The sequence below is a fragment of the Nonomuraea sp. NPDC003214 genome, assembly GCF_053590035.1.
This window is the reverse complement of the sequence record NZ_JBSFSX010000018.1, coordinates 65,331-83,355: the sequence shown is the minus strand read 5'-3', so window position 1 is coordinate 83,355 and position 18,025 is coordinate 65,331. Positions and strand designations below refer to the sequence as shown.

Annotated in this window: 14 protein-coding genes and 1 pseudogene; 4 read left to right on the top strand and 11 right to left on the bottom strand. The window is 73.4% G+C overall.

The genetic code is table 11. The features are described from left to right. Positions 1–102: 102 nt before the first annotated feature. The 6 genes and pseudogenes from ACWDXC_RS39145 to ACWDXC_RS39120 all read right to left on the bottom strand — a co-directional run bounded on the left by ACWDXC_RS39145 (position 103) and on the right by ACWDXC_RS39120 (position 8,304). On the bottom strand, positions 103–1,722 hold the full coding sequence (locus tag ACWDXC_RS39145) for an NADH-quinone oxidoreductase subunit N (protein WP_449990988.1): 1,620 nt from the start codon (positions 1,720–1,722) through the stop codon (positions 103–105). Then, positions 1,719–3,566 (bottom strand): complex I subunit 4 family protein, encoded by a 1,848-nt coding sequence (locus tag ACWDXC_RS39140; protein ID WP_449991069.1) that lies wholly within the window; start codon positions 3,564–3,566, stop codon positions 1,719–1,721. Before ACWDXC_RS39140 ends, ACWDXC_RS39145 begins: the two co-directional genes overlap by 4 nt. 43 nt (positions 3,567–3,609) lie before the next feature. Beyond that, positions 3,610–5,586 (bottom strand): NADH-quinone oxidoreductase subunit 5 family protein, encoded by a 1,977-nt coding sequence (locus tag ACWDXC_RS39135; RefSeq protein WP_449990985.1) that lies wholly within the window; start codon positions 5,584–5,586, stop codon positions 3,610–3,612. Between the two features lie 356 nt (positions 5,587–5,942). Next, positions 5,943–6,224: pseudogene (gene nuoK, locus ACWDXC_RS39130) on the bottom strand (NADH-quinone oxidoreductase subunit NuoK); the annotation flags it as partial. Next, positions 6,224–6,898, bottom strand: a complete 675-nt coding sequence (locus ACWDXC_RS39125; RefSeq protein WP_449990982.1) for an NADH-quinone oxidoreductase subunit J family protein — start codon at positions 6,896–6,898, stop codon at positions 6,224–6,226. The pseudogene nuoK and the gene ACWDXC_RS39125, both read right to left, overlap by 1 nt. Next, a complete protein-coding gene (locus ACWDXC_RS39120) occupies positions 6,898–8,304 on the bottom strand; it encodes a 4Fe-4S binding protein (protein ID WP_449991066.1) in 1,407 nt (468 codons plus the stop codon). The genes ACWDXC_RS39125 and ACWDXC_RS39120 overlap by 1 nt, the downstream gene beginning before the upstream one ends. 313 nt (positions 8,305–8,617) lie before the next feature. Here ACWDXC_RS39120 and ACWDXC_RS39115 point away from each other — a divergent pair, with 313 nt between their 5' ends. Next, a complete protein-coding gene (locus tag ACWDXC_RS39115; protein WP_357584597.1) occupies positions 8,618–9,874 on the top strand; it encodes a serine/threonine-protein kinase in 1,257 nt (418 codons plus the stop codon). Positions 9,875–10,312: 438 nt separating this feature from the next. Further along, positions 10,313–10,717, top strand: coding sequence for a VOC family protein (locus tag ACWDXC_RS39110; RefSeq protein ID WP_449990979.1), 405 nt, complete (start codon positions 10,313–10,315; stop codon positions 10,715–10,717). A gap of 55 nt (positions 10,718–10,772) precedes the next feature. Here ACWDXC_RS39110 and ACWDXC_RS39105 read toward each other — a convergent pair whose 3' ends face one another. Further along, entirely contained in the window at positions 10,773–11,141 is a 369-nt protein-coding gene (locus tag ACWDXC_RS39105) for a sulfurtransferase TusA family protein (protein WP_449990977.1), read from the bottom strand. Between the two features lie 128 nt (positions 11,142–11,269). Between ACWDXC_RS39105 and ACWDXC_RS39100 the strand changes: the two genes are divergently transcribed. Next, positions 11,270–11,521 (top strand): hypothetical protein, encoded by a 252-nt coding sequence (locus tag ACWDXC_RS39100; RefSeq protein ID WP_449990974.1) that lies wholly within the window; start codon positions 11,270–11,272, stop codon positions 11,519–11,521. A gap of 15 nt (positions 11,522–11,536) precedes the next feature. Here ACWDXC_RS39100 and ACWDXC_RS39095 read toward each other — a convergent pair whose 3' ends face one another. The 4 genes from ACWDXC_RS39095 to ACWDXC_RS39080 all read right to left on the bottom strand — a co-directional run bounded on the left by ACWDXC_RS39095 (position 11,537) and on the right by ACWDXC_RS39080 (position 14,678). Next, positions 11,537–12,304, bottom strand: coding sequence for a GNAT family N-acetyltransferase (locus ACWDXC_RS39095; protein ID WP_449990971.1), 768 nt, complete (start codon positions 12,302–12,304; stop codon positions 11,537–11,539). A gap of 4 nt (positions 12,305–12,308) precedes the next feature. Continuing rightward, positions 12,309–12,983 carry an NAD(P)H oxidoreductase gene (locus ACWDXC_RS39090; protein ID WP_449990968.1) on the bottom strand — a complete coding sequence of 225 codons (675 nt, stop codon included), beginning with the start codon at positions 12,981–12,983 and terminating at the stop codon, positions 12,309–12,311. A gap of 86 nt (positions 12,984–13,069) precedes the next feature. Then, positions 13,070–14,074 carry an NADP-dependent oxidoreductase gene (locus tag ACWDXC_RS39085; protein WP_449990965.1) on the bottom strand — a complete coding sequence of 335 codons (1,005 nt, stop codon included), beginning with the start codon at positions 14,072–14,074 and terminating at the stop codon, positions 13,070–13,072. Next, positions 14,055–14,678, bottom strand: a complete 624-nt coding sequence (locus tag ACWDXC_RS39080) for an NADPH-dependent FMN reductase (RefSeq protein ID WP_449990962.1) — start codon at positions 14,676–14,678, stop codon at positions 14,055–14,057. The genes ACWDXC_RS39085 and ACWDXC_RS39080 overlap by 20 nt, the downstream gene beginning before the upstream one ends. A 117-nt stretch (positions 14,679–14,795) precedes the next feature. On the opposite strand from ACWDXC_RS39080, the gene ACWDXC_RS39075 reads away from it, so the two are divergent. After that, positions 14,796–17,966, top strand: a complete 3,171-nt coding sequence (locus ACWDXC_RS39075; protein WP_449990959.1) for a BTAD domain-containing putative transcriptional regulator — start codon at positions 14,796–14,798, stop codon at positions 17,964–17,966. The last annotated feature ends 59 nt before the right edge of the window (positions 17,967–18,025 follow it).

Genomic DNA, 18,025 nt, shown 5'->3' with positions numbered 1-18,025 from the left:
ATGCCCTGCTCCAGCGTTCCCCGCGGCCCCCACCGGCCACGCACGAGTCGAAACCGTGCGTAAGGGCCGCCCCTCAGGCGAGCGTGAGACGAATCGGCGGCTTCAGGTCACCGTCGTCAGGTCGAGCACCAGTTGCGGCGCGGCCGAGAACAGGACCGCCACCGCCACCGCCACGCCGATCGCCGCCCACACCGCCGGAGCCGACCGGGGCGCGACCACCGCCTGAGCCGCCCCCTCCCGAACGGCTCCCCCTATCGCAGTCACAGGGACGAACAGCCGTGCCGTCCAGGCGACGTAGTAGTACAGCCCGATCACCGTGTTGACGGCCATCACCACCGCCAGCCACCCGGCCCCGCCGTCGACGATCTCCCGGAACACCACGATCTTGGCGAACAGCCCCGCCAGCCCCGGCGGCAACCCCGCCAGGCACAGCAGGCAGAACGCCAGCGCCAACGCCGCCACCGGACTGCGGAACGCCAGCCCCCGGTAGTCGTCGAGCTCGTTGCGCCGGGCCACCCGCGAGACGAGCATGACCACGGCGAACGCCCCCAGGTTCATGGCGGCGTACATGACCAGGTACGCCACCGAGGCCCCGGCCCCGGTCCCGGCGGGCGCCACCGCGAGCGGGGCCAGGATGTAGCCCGACTGGGCGACCGACGACCAGGCCAGCAGGCGTACGGCGGAGCGCTGGCGCATGGCCAGCAGGTTGCCCGCCGTCATGGTGAGCGCCGAGAGGATCGCCACGATCGGCACCCAGGCGCCCGCCTGGCCGGGCAGGGCGGTGACCAGGACGAGGATGAGCCCGGCGAACCCGGCGGCCTTCGAGATCACCGACAGCAGCGCGGCCACCGGGATCGGCGCGCCCTGGTAGACGTCCGCCGCCCAGGCGTGGAACGGCACCGCCGCGATCTTGAACGCGAACCCCGCCACGACCAGGACGACCCCGACGGTGACCACTCCCGGCAGGCCGTGCTCGGCCCCCAGCACGGACGTCCCCAGGTCGGACGCCCCCAGCACGGACGCCCCCAGCACGGACGCCCCCAGGTCGGACGCTCCCGCGCCGGGCCGGCCGGGCGCCGCCGCCTCGCCGCCGAGCACCGCGCCGAGGCGGTCCAGGAAGACGCTCCCCCCGATCCCGTACAGCAGCGACACCCCGAACAGCATGACGGCGGTCGACACCACGGACACCAGGAAGAGCTTGACCGCGGCCTCCGAGGAGCGGCCATCGTAGCGTTTCAGCGCCGTGAGGGCGAAGACCGGGAGCGAGACCAGTTCGAGCGCCACGACGAGCATGATCAGGTCACGCGAGGCGGGCAGCGTGACCGCGCCCACGAGGGTGCACAGCAGGAGGAAGTACCACTCCCCCACCGGGATGTCGCCCCTGGCCAGCTCGGTCATCGACATCAGCACGACCACCACGGCCGCCACCAGCACCAGCCCGGCGAGGATCAGCGTGAACCGGTCGACCACGTACGAGCAGCCCCCGCCCGGGGCGTTCAGGCCGGGCGGGACGCAGAACGTCGACAGCGCCGAGCCGCCCCTGACCGCCTGCGCCACCACGAACCCCAGCGCGACCAGCACCCCCGCCAGCGTGACCAGCCCCAACGCCGGCCTGACCCGCGGCCGGGCGGGCAGGAAGGCGTCGAGCACCAGCACCAGCCCGGCGAAGAGGGCCAGCGTGAGGGGCGCCGCGATGGCGAAGTAGTCGATCTCCTGGATCATGACAGGGCCCCCAGCAGGTTCTGCACGGCGGGCGTGGTGAGCGAGAGCAGCAGCTTGGGCCAGAGCCCGAACAGCAGGGTCAGCACGATCAGCGGCACCCAGGCGACCAGCTCGTACCGCTGCACGTCGAGCATCCCCGCGGCGGGCGAGCCGTCGTCACGTCCAGGTGACCGGGCCTGCTCCGGCTGCGTTTCCAGCGGTTGTACGGGGCGTTCGTCCGGCGTCTCCCACCCGGCCGCGTCCCCGGTCACCTCGGCAGTCGCCGAAACGGCGGCGGCCCGCTCGTCAAACCCCGCACCGGCACCCGCGCCCGTCGCCACCGCGTCGCTGCCCATGCCCGATACCACCGCGTCGCCGCCCGCGCCCGTCGTCACCGGGGCGGGGCCTGGACCTGCGGGGACGGCGGGGACAGTGGGGGCAGTGGGGACGGCAGCACCAGCGGGGACGGCAGGACCAGCCGGGACTGAGGGGACGCCGTGGGTGACGCGGGACAGCATCACCAGGAAGTACGCCGCCGTCAGCACCGCCCCCAGCCCGCCGATGACCATGAACGTGAGGAACAGCCCCCGAGGCAGCCCCCCGCCCGGCTGGAAGGCGCCCAGGAGCGCCAGCATCTCCCCCCAGAACCCCGCCAGCCCCGGCAGCCCGAGCGACGCGATCGCGGCGAACGTGAGAACGGCCCCGAGGTGCGGCAGCGTCGCCAGCATGCCGCCACCGAGCGACGGCATGTCGCCCGTGTGATAGCGATCCTTGATCCCCCCGGCCACGAAGAACAGCAGCCCGGTGATCAGCCCGTGCGCCACGTTGGCGAACAGCGCGCCGTTGATCCCCACCGTGGTCAGCGTCGCGAACCCCAGCAGCACGAACCCCATGTGCCCGACCGACGAATAGGCGATCATGCGTTTGAGGTCGCGCTGGGCGAGGCAGGCCAGCGCCCCGTAGACGATGCCGACCACCGCCAGCGCCCCCAGCCAGGGCGCCACCGCCACCGCGCCCTCGGGCAGGATCGGGATCGCGATCCTGGCGAACCCGTAGGTGCCCATCTTCAGCAGCACCCCGGCCAGCAGCACCGAGCCGACCGTGGGCGCCTCGGTGTGCGCGTCGGGCAGCCAGGTGTGCAGCGGCCACATGGGCGTCTTGACCGCCAGCCCGATCCCGATCGCGGCGAACGCCAGCACCTGCACCGCCCGCGGCATGCCCGCGCCGTGCGCGTCGCCGAGCGCCACGATGTCGAGCGTGCCGGTCTGCGCCCAGACGAGCAGCAGCCCGAGCAGCATGATGACCGAGCCGAGCAGCGTGTAGAGGATGAACTTGACCGCCGCGCGCCGCCGCCCTTCGCCGCCCCAGACGGCGATCAGGAAGTACATGGGCACGAGCACGATCTCGAAGAACACGAAGAACAGGAGCAGGTCGAGCGCCAGGAAGGTGCCGATCATGCCGACTTCGAGCACGAGCAGCGTGAACACCAGCGCCCTCGGCCGCGCCCCTCCCGGCCGTGCGCTCAGGAGCTGCCCCGGCCGCCTGCCGCCGCCCCAGCCCAGGTAGGCGAAGCAGAGGAACGTCAGCAGCGCCGTCAGCACCACCAGCGGCAGCGAGATCCCGTCGACGCCCAGGTGGAACCGCAGGCTGAGCCCCGGGATCCACGGCTGGTCCACCGCGAACTGGGGCCGCGCCGCCTGACCATGGTCGAACGCGGCCAGCATGACCACGGCCAGCACCAGCGTCACCCCGGACACGATCGGCCCGTAGATCCGCAGCACCGGCCGGAGCGCGCCCGGCGCCACCAGCAGCGCCACGGCCCCGGCCAGCGGCACCGCGATCAGCGCGACCGACACCCAGCCCATCATGCGACCACCGCCCAGCCGGGCGGGACGGCCAGGTCAGGAGTCATGTGAACACCACCGCCCCCACCGCGATCAGCAGGACACCGGCCAGCAGGCCGCTCACGTAGAGCTGCACGTTGCCGTTCTGGGCGAGCCTCAGCATCCCCGACAGCCCGTACGCCGACCGGCCCGAGCCGCGCACCGCGCCGTCGACGACCGTGTCGTCCGTCCTGACGACGAGCCTGGACAGCCGCACGACAGGGCGTACGAAGATCGCGGCGTACAGGCTGTCGACGTAGAACGCCCGCTCGCACGGCACCCGAAGCGGCCCGAGCAGGCGCGCCGGGTCGGCCACGGGGTCGGCGCGCCAGGCGGCGTACACCACGCCGGCGCCGAGCAGCGCGAGGGCGACGCTGGTGGCGGCCACCGGCACGTCGAGGTGCACCCCGCCGGCGAACCCGAGCAGCAGGGTCGGCACCGCGAGGATCACGACGGGCACGAGCATGGTGCGCGGCGCCTCGCGGGTGTCGATGACGTGGGCGGTGCCGGGTTCGGGCTCGGGGAGCGCGACGGTGCGCGTCGGGCCGAAGAAGGTACGCAGCCAGGCCCGCGTGGCGTAGGCGCCGGTGACGGCGACGGTCGCGAGCGCGCAACCGTACAGGAGCAGCGCGGCGGCGTCGGCGAGGCCGCCCGCGAGCGCGCCCTCCATCGTGACCAGCAGCGCGTCCTTGCTGAAGAAGCCGCTGGTCGGGGGCAGGCCCATGAGCGCGGCGAACCCGACCGTCGTCGCCGCGAACGTGACCGGCAGCTCGCGTCGCAGCCCGCCCATCCGCGTCATCAGGTTGGAGCCGACGTGGTGGATGACGACGCCCGCGCACAGGAACAGCAGCGCCTTGAACGCGCCGTGCGTGATCAGGTGGAAGATCGCGGCAGTGTCGGAGCCGGCCGCGAGCCCGCCCGCCATGTAGGCGAGCTGGCTGACGGTCGAGTAGGCGAGAACGCGTTTCAGGTCGTCCTGGGCGAACGCGGCCAGCGCCGCGCCGAGCATGCCGAGCGCGGCCAGCACCGCGAGCACGTCGAGCGTCGGCCGGGCGGCGGCGAAGGCCGGGAACAGCCTGGCCACGAGGAAGATGCCCGCGGCGACCATGGTGGCGGCGTGGATCAGCGCGCTGATCGGCGTCGGTCCCGCCATCGCGTCGGGCAGCCAGGTGTGCAGCGGCACCTGCGCGCTCTTGCCGGCGACGCCCGCGAGCAGCAGCATCGTCGCGGTGACCAGCGTCGCGGCGGACATCTCGGGCACCCGCGCGAGCACGTCGCCGATCCGGAAGCTTCCCGCGCCCATCCCGAGCACGAAGATCCCGAACAGGAACCCGACGTCACCCAGCCGCGTCACCAGGAACGCCTTGACCGCGGCGCGCGAATTGCCGCGATCTTCCCACCAGTGCCCGATGAGCAGGTACGAGCACAGGCCCATGACCTCCCACCCGACATAGAGGACAAGAAGGTCACCCGCGTAGACCACCAGCAGCATGGCGGCGGTGAACAAGCTGATGAACGCGCTGTAGGACGGGTAACGGGGATCGTAGCGCAGGTAGCCGATCGAGTAGACCTGCACGGCCAGCGCCACGGCCGTGACCAGCACTCCGAGCAGGCCGGACAGCGCGTCCGCCTGAAGGGTGAGCGAGATGGGCAGGCCACCGGTCTCGATGGTCCCGTACGTCTCGCCCACGGCTACCGGCGTTCCCGTGCCCGTCAGGAACCCGAACCCGTGCCCCCACGCCACCCACGCGGCCAGCACCGCCGAGGCGGCTGTCGGCACGACCGCGATCCACCCGGCCCGCTGGTTGGCTAGCCGATTGGCTCGTCGATCGGTCGGCCCCGATGAGCCCGCCGCGTCGTTGCCACCCTGGCCGTCATGGCCATGCCCTGGGCTTGGCGCCCCGGCTGGGGATACGCGGCCGTGGGGCCATCGGGACAGCAGGAGGCCCGCGGCGGCGGCCAGGAAGGGCAGCAGTACGGCCAGCAACGGGAAGGTCGTCACGGCGTATCCCCTCCTCGATCGGTCCGACGCCCATCGCCCCGCACAGCCGAGCCGCCTTCGGGGCCGCCCGGAGCCTGTTGATCGTTCGTGCGCTGCGGGGTGTCGTCCGAACGCGGGACATCCGCGCCGGTCAGGCCGTCACCGGGCACCCCTGGACCGGCCGGCCCGCCCTCCCGGGACCCCGTACCAGGCGAACCACCTGCCGGAAGGTTCGCGCCAGGCGGGCTGTCGGTATGGGCGCTGGTGCTGGTCAGGGCGCCGCTGTGGGCGGCGGAGCGGACGAGGCGGTCGTCGGCGGGGGCTTCTTCGTACGTCTCGGCGGGCGGATCGGCAGGCTCCGCGAGGTCGCGCAGGTGGTCGATGTCGACGGTCCGCCGGTTGCGGTAGAGGGCGAGCACGATCGCCAGCCCGACCCCCACCTCGGCGGCGGCGATCACGATGACGAACAGCGTCAGCACCTGCCCGCTGTGCAGCAGATCGCCGAGCCACACGTCGAACGCGACCAGGTTGAGGTTGACGGCGTTGAGCATCAGCTCGACCGACATCAGCACCAGGATCGTGTTGCGCCGGGCCAGCACACCGTAGACGCCGATGGAGAACAGCAGCGCCGACACGACAGCGGGGTAGACGATGTGCATCAGAGCCCCCCGTCCATGCGGTGCGGCCCGTCGGCGGCCTCTCCCCCGGGCGGAGCCGCGGAGGCGTCGGGGCGTCTCAAGGTGCCGGGCTCGGAGGGATCAGAAGGGACGGACGGATCATCCGTACGGGATCCGCCGGAGTTGCCGGAGATGTCGGTGCGGGACAGGACGATGGCGCCGATGAGAGCCGCCAGCAACAGCACGGAAAGCGCCTCGAACGGCAGCACCCACGTGCTGAAGATGCTCCCGCCCAGCTCACTGGCCGCGCCCGCGCCGGGGGTGAGCGGCGAGTAGGCCATCCGGAACCCGTCGATCACCACCGTGACCAGGACCGCCGCCGTCGCCACGGCCACCACGGCCGCCGTGACCTTGTTGCGGCTGTCGAGGTCGGTCGAGGGGCCGATCGGCGCACGCGTGAGCATGATGCCGAACAGCAACAGCACCACCACGGCGCCCACATAGATGAGCACCTGCACCCAGGCCACGAACTCGGCCGTGAGAACGAGGTAGCAGCCCGCCAGGGCGCCGAAGGTCAGCACCAGCCAGAGGGCGGCATGGACGAGTTGCCGCGTCGTGACGACGAGCAGCGCCGATCCGACTGCCACAGCGCCCAGGAGCAAGAAGATGATCTCCTGCCCGGTGGGCGACAGGTAGGAGGGCACCGCTTCGGTCACTACTCCTCCTCGGTCTCCCTCGACTGGTCAGGGTCGAGCCGCCCAGGTGGACGGATGGAGCGTGGATCGGCCATCCTGCGCCTGCGTGGGCTCGCGCCAGAAGTTTGCCCGCGTGGACCGGACGCCGGGCCCGGTTCCTCCGCGCCTGTGGAAAACTCTCCCTCGGCGGGCGCGCCTGTGGATGACGCCTCGCCGGTCGCCGTCTCGCCTGTGGATGAATCGCCGCCGCCCGACGCATCGTCGGTGGCGTCCCTGTCCGAGGACGAGCCCGTGCCGGCTCCCGGCGTCTTAGGCGCTTCGCCTTCCGCAGACCCGGCTGCGGAGGCTTCCCCTTCCGCCGAGCCGGACGTGGAGACTTCCCCCTCCGCTGAGCCAGGGGCGGAGGGGTCTGCTTCCGCCGAGCCGGGCACGGTTTCCTCTCCCGTCGGCGCAGGTGCGGAAGTCTCGCCTGCCGCAGGAGGGCGCGCGGGGGGCTCGCCTGGCGCAGGGTGGCGGGCGGCGGTCTCGTCGGTCTCCGGACCGGGCTTGTCGGGCGTGGGGCTCTCGGGACGGGACGGCAGCGCGCCAGGGGGGCGGATGCCGCGTACGTTCGCCATGGAACGGCGCGGACGGCCACGGGCGGGCTGGTCCTGGCCGGGCGGGGTTCCGGCGCCCGGAGTGGGCTGTTCGGGCGCTTCCTGCGGGGCCGTGCCGGTGGTGTCCTGGCGGGGTGCGTCCGCCCCGGCGCGTGGTGCGTTACCGGCGTCTCGCGCAGGTGCGGCATCGCCGGTGACCTGGGAGGACTCCGCGTCGCCGGGCTGGGGACGGCCGCTCGGAACGGCGGCTTCTCCCGACGCATCGCCGCGCCCGGCAGGGCGGCCGGGGCCTGCGTCCGGCGCTCCGGGCGTGCCAGGTCGAGCGGCGCCCGGGGTTCTGGCCGTTGCCGATGGGCCGTCCGAGGTCTCGGACGCTTCCGGGGAGGCGCCCGGGGTCTCGGTCGCGCCTGGTTTGTCCGCGGATCCGGCCGTTCCCGGGCGGGTGGCCTCGGCGCCGCCCGTACGAGCGCGGGGGGCGGCGGGTTCGCGTGCGGGGCGGCGGGGGGCGGCCGTGAGCTCCTTGGGGGGCTCCGCGCCTGGGTCGTGGGCGGGAGGCGGCGGGACGGTTTCGACCCAGGTGGCGAGCCTGTCCTTCTCGTGAAGAAGGTTGCGGATGTCCCCCTCGGCGTACTCGAACTCCGGCGACCAGAACAGGGCGTCGAACGGGCACACCTCGATGCAGATGCCGCAATACATGCACAGGGCGAAATCGATGGCGAACCGGTCGAGAACGTTGCGCTGGCGGGCACGGCCGCCTTCAGGGGCCGGGATGGTCTCCTTGTGGGAGTCGATATAAATGCACCAGTCGGGGCACTCCCTCGCACACAGCATGCAGGAGGTGCAATTCTCCTCAACGAGGGCGATAACCCCTCGGCTGCGTGGCGGCAGGGCGGGCTTGACCTCGGGATACTGCTGAGTGACGGATTTGCGCAGCATGTGGCGAAGGGTGATGGTCAACCCCTTTGCCAGCCCTACGCCGGGAATCCGCGCCATGGTTCAACATCATGGCGCACTTGGCCGCGCACGTGAATGAGCAAGCGCGTTGTCCCCAGGTTTTCCACAGCTATCCACAGGCTGGCGGACAGTTATCCACAGGAAGGCGTCACGCCGGATTTGTGCAAGTAGGGAGCGATAGTCTCTCGCCATGTCGTACGGCCATCCGATCCGTCCCAGCGCAGGCGCCTGGACCGCTTCCGTGGTGTGGGCCGTTCTGTCGCTGATCTCGTGTGGTCTGGCGACTCCGTTCACGATCGGGTTCGCGGCGTTCTGGCTGCGGAGCGTGTGGCAGTTCGTCGCCGCGTGCGCCTACGGCGTCTGCATCGGCGCGTTCGTGGTGTCGCTGATGACGTACGACCAGGTCGAGGACATGCCCGAGCCGCTGGGCACGATCATCTCGCTGATGTTCGTGGGGGCGTGGGTGAGCGGGGTGATCCACTCGGGCATCCTCGTGCCCGCGATGGCCAAGGCCCGCCACTACCGGCCCGTCCAGCCCCACCCTCCGTCCTACGCGCAGCGCGGCCCCGCCCATCATCCGCACGGGCCCACCCTCCAGCAGCACGGCCCCGCTCACCGGCAGCACGGGCCGTCCATCCACCAGCGCACCACCTCGCCCTCCTACCAGCACCGCCCCGGCGAACCCGAGTGGATCGGGCACTATCGGGTGGTGCGTTCGCTCGGGCGCGGCGGACAGGGCGCCGTCTACCTGGCGACCGCGCCCAACGGGGTACGGGTGGCCGTCAAGGTGCTGCACGACCTGGTCGACGAGACGGCCAGGGCCCGGTTCGCCAGGGAGGTGGACTCGGCCCGCCGGGTGGCGACGTTCTCCACGGCCCGGGTGCTGGATGTGAGTATTTCGGGGCAGTTCGCGTACATCGTGAGTGAGTACGTGGACGGCCCGTCCCTGGAGCAGCTCGTACGTAACCACGGCCCCAGGGATGAGGACAGCCTGACGCGGCTGGCGTTGTCCACAGCCGGTGCGCTGGCGGCTATCCACAAGGCGGGGGTCGTCCATCGTGACTTCAAGCCGAGCAACGTGCTGATCGGCAACGATGGGCCGCGGGTGATCGACTTCGGCATCGCGCGGGCGCTCGACCAGGTGACGATGACGTCCGGGAAGATGGTCGGCACGCCGCCGTACATGTCGCCCGAGCAGTTGTCCGGTGAGCAGGTGGGGCCCGCGTCGGACGTGTTCAGCTGGGGCGTGACGATGATGTTCGCGGCGACGGGGCGACCGGCGTTCGGGGAGGACAGCGTGCCGGCGGTCTTCAACCGGGTGCTCACGCATCATCCGGACTTGTCGCCGTTACCGCCGTCCATTCGCGGGGTCGTGGGGTCCTGCCTGGCCAAACGCCCCGACGACCGGCCCAGCGCCTCGGACGTGATGCTGGCCATCGTGCACTGACCCAACCGTGGGTTCAGGGCCGTGGGGTTCAGGGCCGTGGGGTTCAGGGCCGTGGGGTTCAGGGCCGTGGGGTTCAGGGCCGTGGGGCTCAGCGCCGTGGGGCTCAGCGCCGTGGGTCCAGGGCCGTGGGGCTCAGCGCCGTGGGTCCAGGGCCGTGGGGCTCAGCGCCGTGGGTCCAGGGGCTGGGGCTGGGGACCGGGCTGGGCTGGGTTGGGCTGGGGACTGGGCTGGGGCGGCGACCGGGTGCAGGCTGCGGGCCGGGCTGGGGCGGGGCTGGGGATGGCGGGTTGGGGTTTGGGCATGGGGGCGTAAGTTTCGGGGTTTGGTGTCGTGTGGGGGTGCGGGCCGTTCGTCTCTTGGGTGAGGGAACGACGGCAGGCGGCGCTGGGACGGGACGTTCGGGCAGCGCTTGCCGCAGTCACGACCTGGGGAGGACCCATGCGACCCGCGCTCAACACCATCGACATCATCGTCTCGGACATGGAGGCGTCGATCGCCTTCTATGCCAGGCTCGGGCTCGAGTTCAAGCTCGACGCCGCCTCGCCCGAGCATGCCGGGTGCGACCTGCCCGGCGGGCTGCACGTGATGCTCGACACGGAAGGGTTCCGTACGCCGTTCCTGCCGGGCTGGAGGGCTCCGGAGGGCGGGCCGCGTACGCTGCTGTGCTTCGAGTTCGAGTCGCCCGCCGAGGTCGACGCCAAGTACGCCGAGCTGGTCGGGGCCGGTTACCGGGGGATCGCCGAGCCGTTCGACGCGTTCTGGGGGATGCGGTACGCCACGGTGGCCGACCCGGACGGGGGCGGGGTCGACCTGTACGCCTCGCTTCCGGCGCAGGCCGACTGACCTCGTACCGGCCGATGGGCCGGTCAGGAGGGGGCCGGTCAGGAGGGGGAGTCGGTCAGGAGGGGGTCGAGTGCCAGGGGGCCTGCGGGTCGGTGCGGCGGGCGTCGGCCTGGACGCTGACGGCGTACGTGGGGCGGTCGTTGCCGGGGACGGGGCCGAGGTAGTGGTGACCGGTCAGGTGGCACCAGGCGGGCAGGTCGATCGGCGCGGCCGGGTCCGTGGCGATCAGGTGGACGACGGTGCCGGACGGCAGGTCGGTCACCAGGCGGCGCAGCTCGATCAGCAGTTGGACGCAGCGGCGGTCACCGCCGTCCAGCACCACCGGCCCGGGCTGGGCCTCACCGCCGCCGCTCACCCTGGCGTCGTCGCCGCCTGCCGGGGCGTCGTCGCTCGTGGTGGTGTCGTTCATGCCGCTTTCGGTCATGGGGTCCCTTTTCGTGCCGGCACCGATTCTGCCCTGCTGGGTTCCATCCTGCCGCCGCCCGTCAAACCGTCGCCGCCCGGGCCCACCGCCCTCCGTCCCCGCGTAGCGCTGGCGCGTATTGGGCCATTGTGATCACGTACCCGGCCCCGGTGGCCCCCACGTGGCTGGCGGGGGTGCGTCGCTGCGTGCGGGTGCTGGCCTGCGGGTGCGGGTGCGTCGCGGCGCGGGTGCTGGCCTGCGGGTGCGGATGCGTCGCGGCGCGGGTGCTGGCCTGCGGGTGCGGATGCGTCGCGGCGCGGGTGCTGGCCTGCGGGTGCGGGCGGTGCGGTGACCGGCGCGTGAGCGGTGGGGCGGCGCGTGAGCGATGGGGCGGGGCGTGAGCGGTGGGGCGGGCGTCAGGGGTGCCAGGTGTACGGGGTGGTGGTGGCCAGGTGGTGGAAGCCGAGGCGTTGCAGGATGGGGCGGCTGTCGTCGGAGGCGTCCACCTGGAGGTACTCGTAGCCGCGCTCGGCCGCGATGGCGGCGCGGTAGGCGATGAGCGACCGGTAGATGCCGCGCCCGCGCCAGGCTTCGACCGTGCCGCCGCCCCAGAGGCCGGCGAAGTGGGTGCCGGGGTTCAGTTCGAGGCGGGCGGCGCTGACCGGGGTGTCGCCGGCCATGGCGAGGACGGCGAAGACCCGGTCCGGCTCGTCGGCGAGCTGCGCGGTCAGGCTCGCCATGAGGCGCGCCGAGTCGGTGCCGAACGCCTGGTCGTGCACGGCGGCCATCAGGGCCACGTCGTCCGGGCCGGTCACGGGACGCAGGTGGATGCCGTCGGGGGCGGCGGCATCCGGCAGGTCCGCGACGCGGGCGACCATGAGCGCCTCCGGCGGCTCGGCGGTCAGCCCGGCTGCCAGGAGCCGGTCCGCGAGGTCGGCGGGACGGTCGTAGTCGTAGAGCTTCCACTCGAACGGACGGCCCAGCTCGGCGAAGTACCGGAGCTGGGCCGCGATCGTGGCATCCGCGGTGGAGGTGTCCAGGTCTGACCAGATGATGCCGTTCCAGGCGCCCCCGGTCGTCCGGATCACGCCGCCGATCCGCTCCACGCGGCTGCCGGGGCCGTCCGGTTGCGCGCCCTGCCGGAGTTCGCGGTCGAACAGGGCGAGCGTTTCGTCACGATCCATCCGCTCACTTCAGCAGGAGGGCGTCGGCGGCGGCAACCTGATTTCCAGCGGCCACGGCCGCCTCGGCCTCGTCGAGGATCCGGCTCACGTGGGCGTCGTCGTCGGCGGCGTCCGGGACGGTGGCGTAGACGAGGTGTACGGACGCGTCCGGGATGCCGCAGAAGGCGGAGATGCCCTGGGCCAGCTGCTGAGTGAGCAGCTTGTCCCAGCCTGCCGAGGTGAAGTGCTCCTCGGAGTAGCCGGCCAGGCCGATCCAGGTCATCCGTTTGCCGGCCAGGCGGCCCGGGGGGCGGACGCCGTACGCGAAGCCGTAGTTCCACACCCGGTCGATCCAGCCCTTGAGCATCGCCGGCAGGCTGAACCACCAGACGGGGAACACCACCACGATGGCGTCAGCCGCCTCGATCCGGCGCATGTGCGCCTCGGTGTCCGGGGTGTACGTCTTGCCGCGGTCGTTCCAGTCGGGCTCGTCCTCGACGGGCATGCGGGGGTCGAAGCCCTCCGCGTACAGGTCGAGCAGGTCGACCTCGTACCCGTCCCGTTCCAGGCGGGCCCGCGCCCGCCGGGCGGCGCGCGCGGTGAGCGAGGTGGCGCGGGGGTGCGCCACCACGAGCAGCGCACGCGGCGCCACGGCGGGACGGGCCTCCGGCGCCTCCGACGAGATCGGCGCAGCAGTCACGGAAGGAGTCGGCGCAGCTTCCGACGAGGTCGGCGCAGCTTCCGGAGGAGTCGGGACCGAAGAGGTCGGCGCGGTTGGGGCGGGCATCAGAGCTTCACCAGCATCTTTCCGGTGTTGGCGCCGCGCATCATCGCCAGGAACGCCTCCGGCGCCTCCGCCAGCCCCTCGGCCACGGTCTCCTCGGTGTGGAGCGAGCCGTCGGCCAGCCAGCCGGCCGCCTTGCCGATCCACTCGGGGAACAGGTGCAGGTAGGAGTTGATGAGGATGCCGCGCAACGTCGCGTTCTTGGCCGCCAGGCTGAACAGGTTGTGCGGCCCGGGGACCGGCTCGGTGGCGTTGTAGGCGCTGATCGCGCCGACCATGGCGATCCGGCCGCCCTCGCGGAGCGCGTCGATGGCCGCCACCAGGTGGTCGCCGCCCACGTTGTCCACGTACACGTCGATGCCGTCAGGCGCGGCCTCGGCGAGCTGGGCGGCCACGGATCCGGCCCGGTAGTCGATCGCGGCGTCGTACCCGAAGGACGACACGAGCTTGGCCGTCTTCTCCGGCCCGCCCGCCGAGCCGATCACGCGGGAGGCGCCGAGCTTGCGGGCGAGCTGCCCGGCGACGGTGCCGACGGCCCCCGCAGCGGCGGAGACGAACACCACGTCGCCCTCCCGGACGGGGGCGATCTCGGTCAGGGCGGCGTACGCGGTCAGCCCGGTCGTGCCGAGCGCACCCAGGTACGCCTGCGCCGGGGCGAGCGTCGTGTCGGCGACGGTCGCGGCGGCGGCGTCCATGATCGCGTACTCGCGCCAGCCGAGGAAGTGCACGACGGTCGCGCCGATCGGGACGTCGGCCGAGCGGGAGGCGACGACCTCGCCGACGGCCGCCCCGTCCATGGGCGCGCCGAGCTCGAACGGCGGGATGTACGACTCCGCGTCGTCCATCCGGCCACGCATGTACGGGTCGACGGACATCCAGGTGTTGCGCACCAGGATCTGCCCGTCGGCCAGGTCGGGCACCTCGGTCCGGGCCAGCTCGAAGTCGGACAGGACGGGCTCGCCGACGGGACGGGCGGCCAGGCGGATCTCACGGTTGACGAGGGACATGGTGATATCTCCAGTTCATGGGAAGGGTGTCGCGGGCGGCCCGCAGCGCGCGGGCCCACCAGAGGAGCCGGCCGAGCAGGTGTTCGGCGGCTGCGACGGGAGGCGGCCTGCCGTTGCGGAAGGCGAGCCCGCCGCTGACGGTGACCGCGTCGAGCGCGGCGAACACCGGGCGGAGCTGCTCCACGGCCGCCGTCCCGCCGCCGTCGTCCCCGTACGAGACGAACGCGACGGGCTTGGCCCGCCACTCGTCCCGGTACCAGTCGACGGCGTTCTTGAGCGAGGCCGGGAAGCTGTGGTTGTGCTCCGGGGTGACGATCACGAACGCGTCCGCCGACGCCAGCCACGGCGCCAGGTCCCGCACGGCGGGCGGCGCCACGGAGGGCCGCTCGCACGGGACCGGCGGCAGCCACGCCTCGGCGAGGTCGAGGACGTCGACGTCCACGTCCACGCTGACGTCCACGCCCGTAACTACGGCCGCGTCGGCTGCCTGGTCCCCGGGCGGGTGCTTGCGCAGGCCCGCCCGGCAGGTCAGCCAGTCGGCCGCGGCCGGGCCGAACCGGTCGGGCCCGACGCCGCCGATGACGATCGCCATCCGGATGTTCATGGCCCTACTGTGCGAGCCGGCGCGCACGGTTCACTGCGGGTCCGCTGGGGGTCCGCTGGGGGCTCGCCGGGATCGGGGCCCTGCCTGCTGTAATAGCGTGGTCTGATGGAGTTCGGGGTGCTTGGTCCGCTTGCGGTGTGGGCGGCGGACGGACGGCAGGTCCGGGTGCCGGAGCTGAAGGTACGCGCGCTCCTCGCCGACCTGCTGGTCCACGAGGGGCGCCCGGTGCCGGCCGACCGGCTGGCCGACGACCTGTGGGGCGAGAACCCGCCGGGCAATCCCGGCAACACGTTGCAGACCAAGGTCTCGCAGCTCAGGCGGGCGCTGGAGCAGGCCGAGCCGGGAGGCCGCGAGCTGGTCTCCTACCAGCCCGCCGGGTACGCGCTCGGCACCCGGTCGGTGGACGCGCTGCGGTTCGCCGAGCTGGTGGGCCGGGCGCGGGCCGCCGGTGACGCGCGGACCAGGGCCGACCTGCTGTCCGACGCGCTGGCGCTGTGGCGGGGACCGGCGTACGCGGACTTCCGGGACGAGGAGTTCGCCAGGGTGGCGGCCGGGCGGCTGGACGAGCAGCGGCTGACAGCCGTCGAGGAGCAGGCCGAGGCCCGGCTGGAGCTTGGCGAGCACAGCCTGCTCGCGGACGAGCTGGCCGGGCTGGTGGCGGAGCATCCGCTGCGCGAGCGGCTGCGGGCGGCGCACCTGCGGGCGCTGTACCGGGCGGGGCGGCAGGGCGAGGCGCTGGCGGGGTTCGGGGAGCTGCGCCGGGTGCTGGACGAGGAGCTGGGGCTGGACCCGAGCCCGGAGCTGGCGGCGCTGCACCAGGCGATGCTGCGGCAGGATCCGGCGCTGGCCGCCGCCCCGGCGCCCGCGACCTCGGCGGCGCGGCCCCGCTCGAACCTGCCCGTCCCGCTGACGGAGCTGGTGGGACGTGACGACGAGGTGGACGCGGCGGCGGGGCTGCTGCGCGAGGCCCGGCTGGTCACGCTGACCGGGCCGGGCGGGGTCGGCAAGACGCGCCTCGCGCTGGCCACCGCCGCGACGGTGACCGGCGCGTTTCCCGACGGGGTGTGGCTGGTCGAGCTCGCCGGGGTCTCCGGCGGGACGGAGGCCGTGGCCGAGGTACTGGCGACCACGCTGAGCATCCACGACGAGCCCCCGATCAACCCCAGCCCCACCGCACGGGACGAGGCCACGGCCGACCCGCGCCCCGCCGCACCGGGCGAGGCCCGCGGGGGGCTGGTGCGGCGGGTGGCCGGGGCGTTGCGGGGGATGCGGACGCTGCTGGTGCTGGACAACTGCGAGCACCTGGTGGATCAGGTCGCCGAGCTGGCCGGGCTGCTGCTCGGCGCGGCGCCGCAGGTGCGGGTGCTGGCCACGAGCCAGGAGCCGCTGGCCGTGCCCGGCGAGGTGGTGCAGGCGGTGGCCCCGCTCGACCTGCCGCCGGACGGCGGTGCGGTGCGGGAGTCGGCCGCGGTCCGGCTGTTCGTGGCGCGGGCCGCGGCGGCGGCGCCGGGGTTCACGCTCGACGCGGGGAACGAGAAGTGGGTGGCGGCGATCTGCAGGCGGCTCGACGGGCTGCCGCTGGCGCTGGAGCTGGCCGCCACCCGGGTGCGGGCGCTCGGCGTGCGTGGGCTGGCCGAGCGGCTGGAGGAACGGCTGGACGACCGGTTCCGGGTGCTGGCCGCCGCCGGGCGCGGGCTGCCGGCCCGGCAGCGGACGCTCCGCGCGGTGATCGACTGGAGCTGGGAGCAGCTCGGCGAGCGGCAGCGGCTCGCGCTGTGCCGGCTGGCGGCGCACCCGGGCGGCTGCCTGCTGGAGGCGGCCGAGGCCGTGTGCGCGGGGCCGGGGCTGGACGTCGAGGACGTGCCGGACGTGCTGGTGCAGCTCGTCAACCGGTCGATGGTCGTGGCCGAGGAGCGGCCGTCGGGCGAGACGCGCTACCGGCTGCTGGAGTCGGTCGCCGCCTACTGCCTGGAGCGGCTCGCCGCCGACGATCCCGTGTGGGCGCGGCGTGACGGCTACTACGTGGCGCTGGCCGAGCGGGCCGCGCCGCAGCTGTACGGGCACGGGCAGCGCAGGTGGCTGCGGCGGCTGGACGACGAGGTCGTCAACCTGCGGGCCGTACTGGACTCCCAAATCGAGGGCCAGAGCGGGGGGAGGGGCGGGGGCGATGGCGGGGCGCGGCTGGCCGACGCGCTGGCCTGGTACTGGTACCTGCGCGGGCGGCACACGGAGGCGCATCGGGCGCTGTCCAGGGTGGCGGACGAGCGGACGGCGGCGTGGGAGGCCGGGTTCGCCCTGCTGACCGGCGACGGCGCCGGGCTGGCGGCGCGCAGCCGGGCCGCGCTGGCGCGCACCCGTGACCCCAGGAAGCGGTGGTTCCTGGCCCTGGCGCACCTGAACTTCGGCGACGTGGCGGCGGCCGGGCCGCTGCTGGGCGAGGTGCTGACGGAGTTCCGGGCGCTGGACGACCGGTGGGGTGAGGCGGCGGCGCTGGCGTTGCGCGCCAAGCAGGCGGTGTTCCAGGGGGACTTCGCCGCCGCCGGGCGGGACGGGAGCCGGAGCCTGGAGCTGTTCACCGAGCTGGGGGACGGCTGGGGGCGGCTGCAGGCGGCCGACATGCTGGGGTACGTGGCGGAGATCGCCGGTGACTACGAGGAGGCGGGCCGCCTGCACCGGGAGGGGCTGCGGGTGGCCGAGGACCTGCGGCTGTGGACGGACGTGTCGTACCGGCTGTCCAGTCTGGGCCGGGTCGCGCTGCTGACCGGTGACCTCGCGCGGTCCCGGGAGTTCCACGAGCGGGGGATGCGGCTGGCGGGCGAGCAGTCGAACCGGTTCGCCGAGGAGTTCGCCCGGGTGGGGCTGGGGCTGGTGGCGCGGCGGGCCGGTGATCTGGACGGCGCGCGGCGGCTCTTCGAGGAGTCGCTGGCCTGGAACCTGCGGCTGGAGGCCGACTACGGGGTGCCGTTCTACGGGCTGACGCTGCTGATGGCGGAGCTGGGGTTCGTGGCCGAACTGCGGGGCGACGCGGAGGCGGCCGGGGCGTACCACCGCCGGGGGCTCGCCGCGGCGCGGGAGGGCGGCGATCCGAGGGCGATCGCGCTGGCCCAGGAGGGGCTGGCCGGGGTGGCGGCGCTGGAGGGCGCGTACGAGGAGGCGGCGCGGCTGCTGGCGGAGGCGGCCGCGCTGAGGGAGTCGGTGGGCGCGCCGCTCCCGGCGGCCGAGCGCGGCGACGTCGACAGGATCGCCGCCCGCGTCCGGGAGCGTGCGCGGACCGTCAGCGGTCCGTGAGGGCCGGACGAGAGGCTCGCCGCGTCGATGAAACCCGGCCGAGAGAACGCGGCCGACGC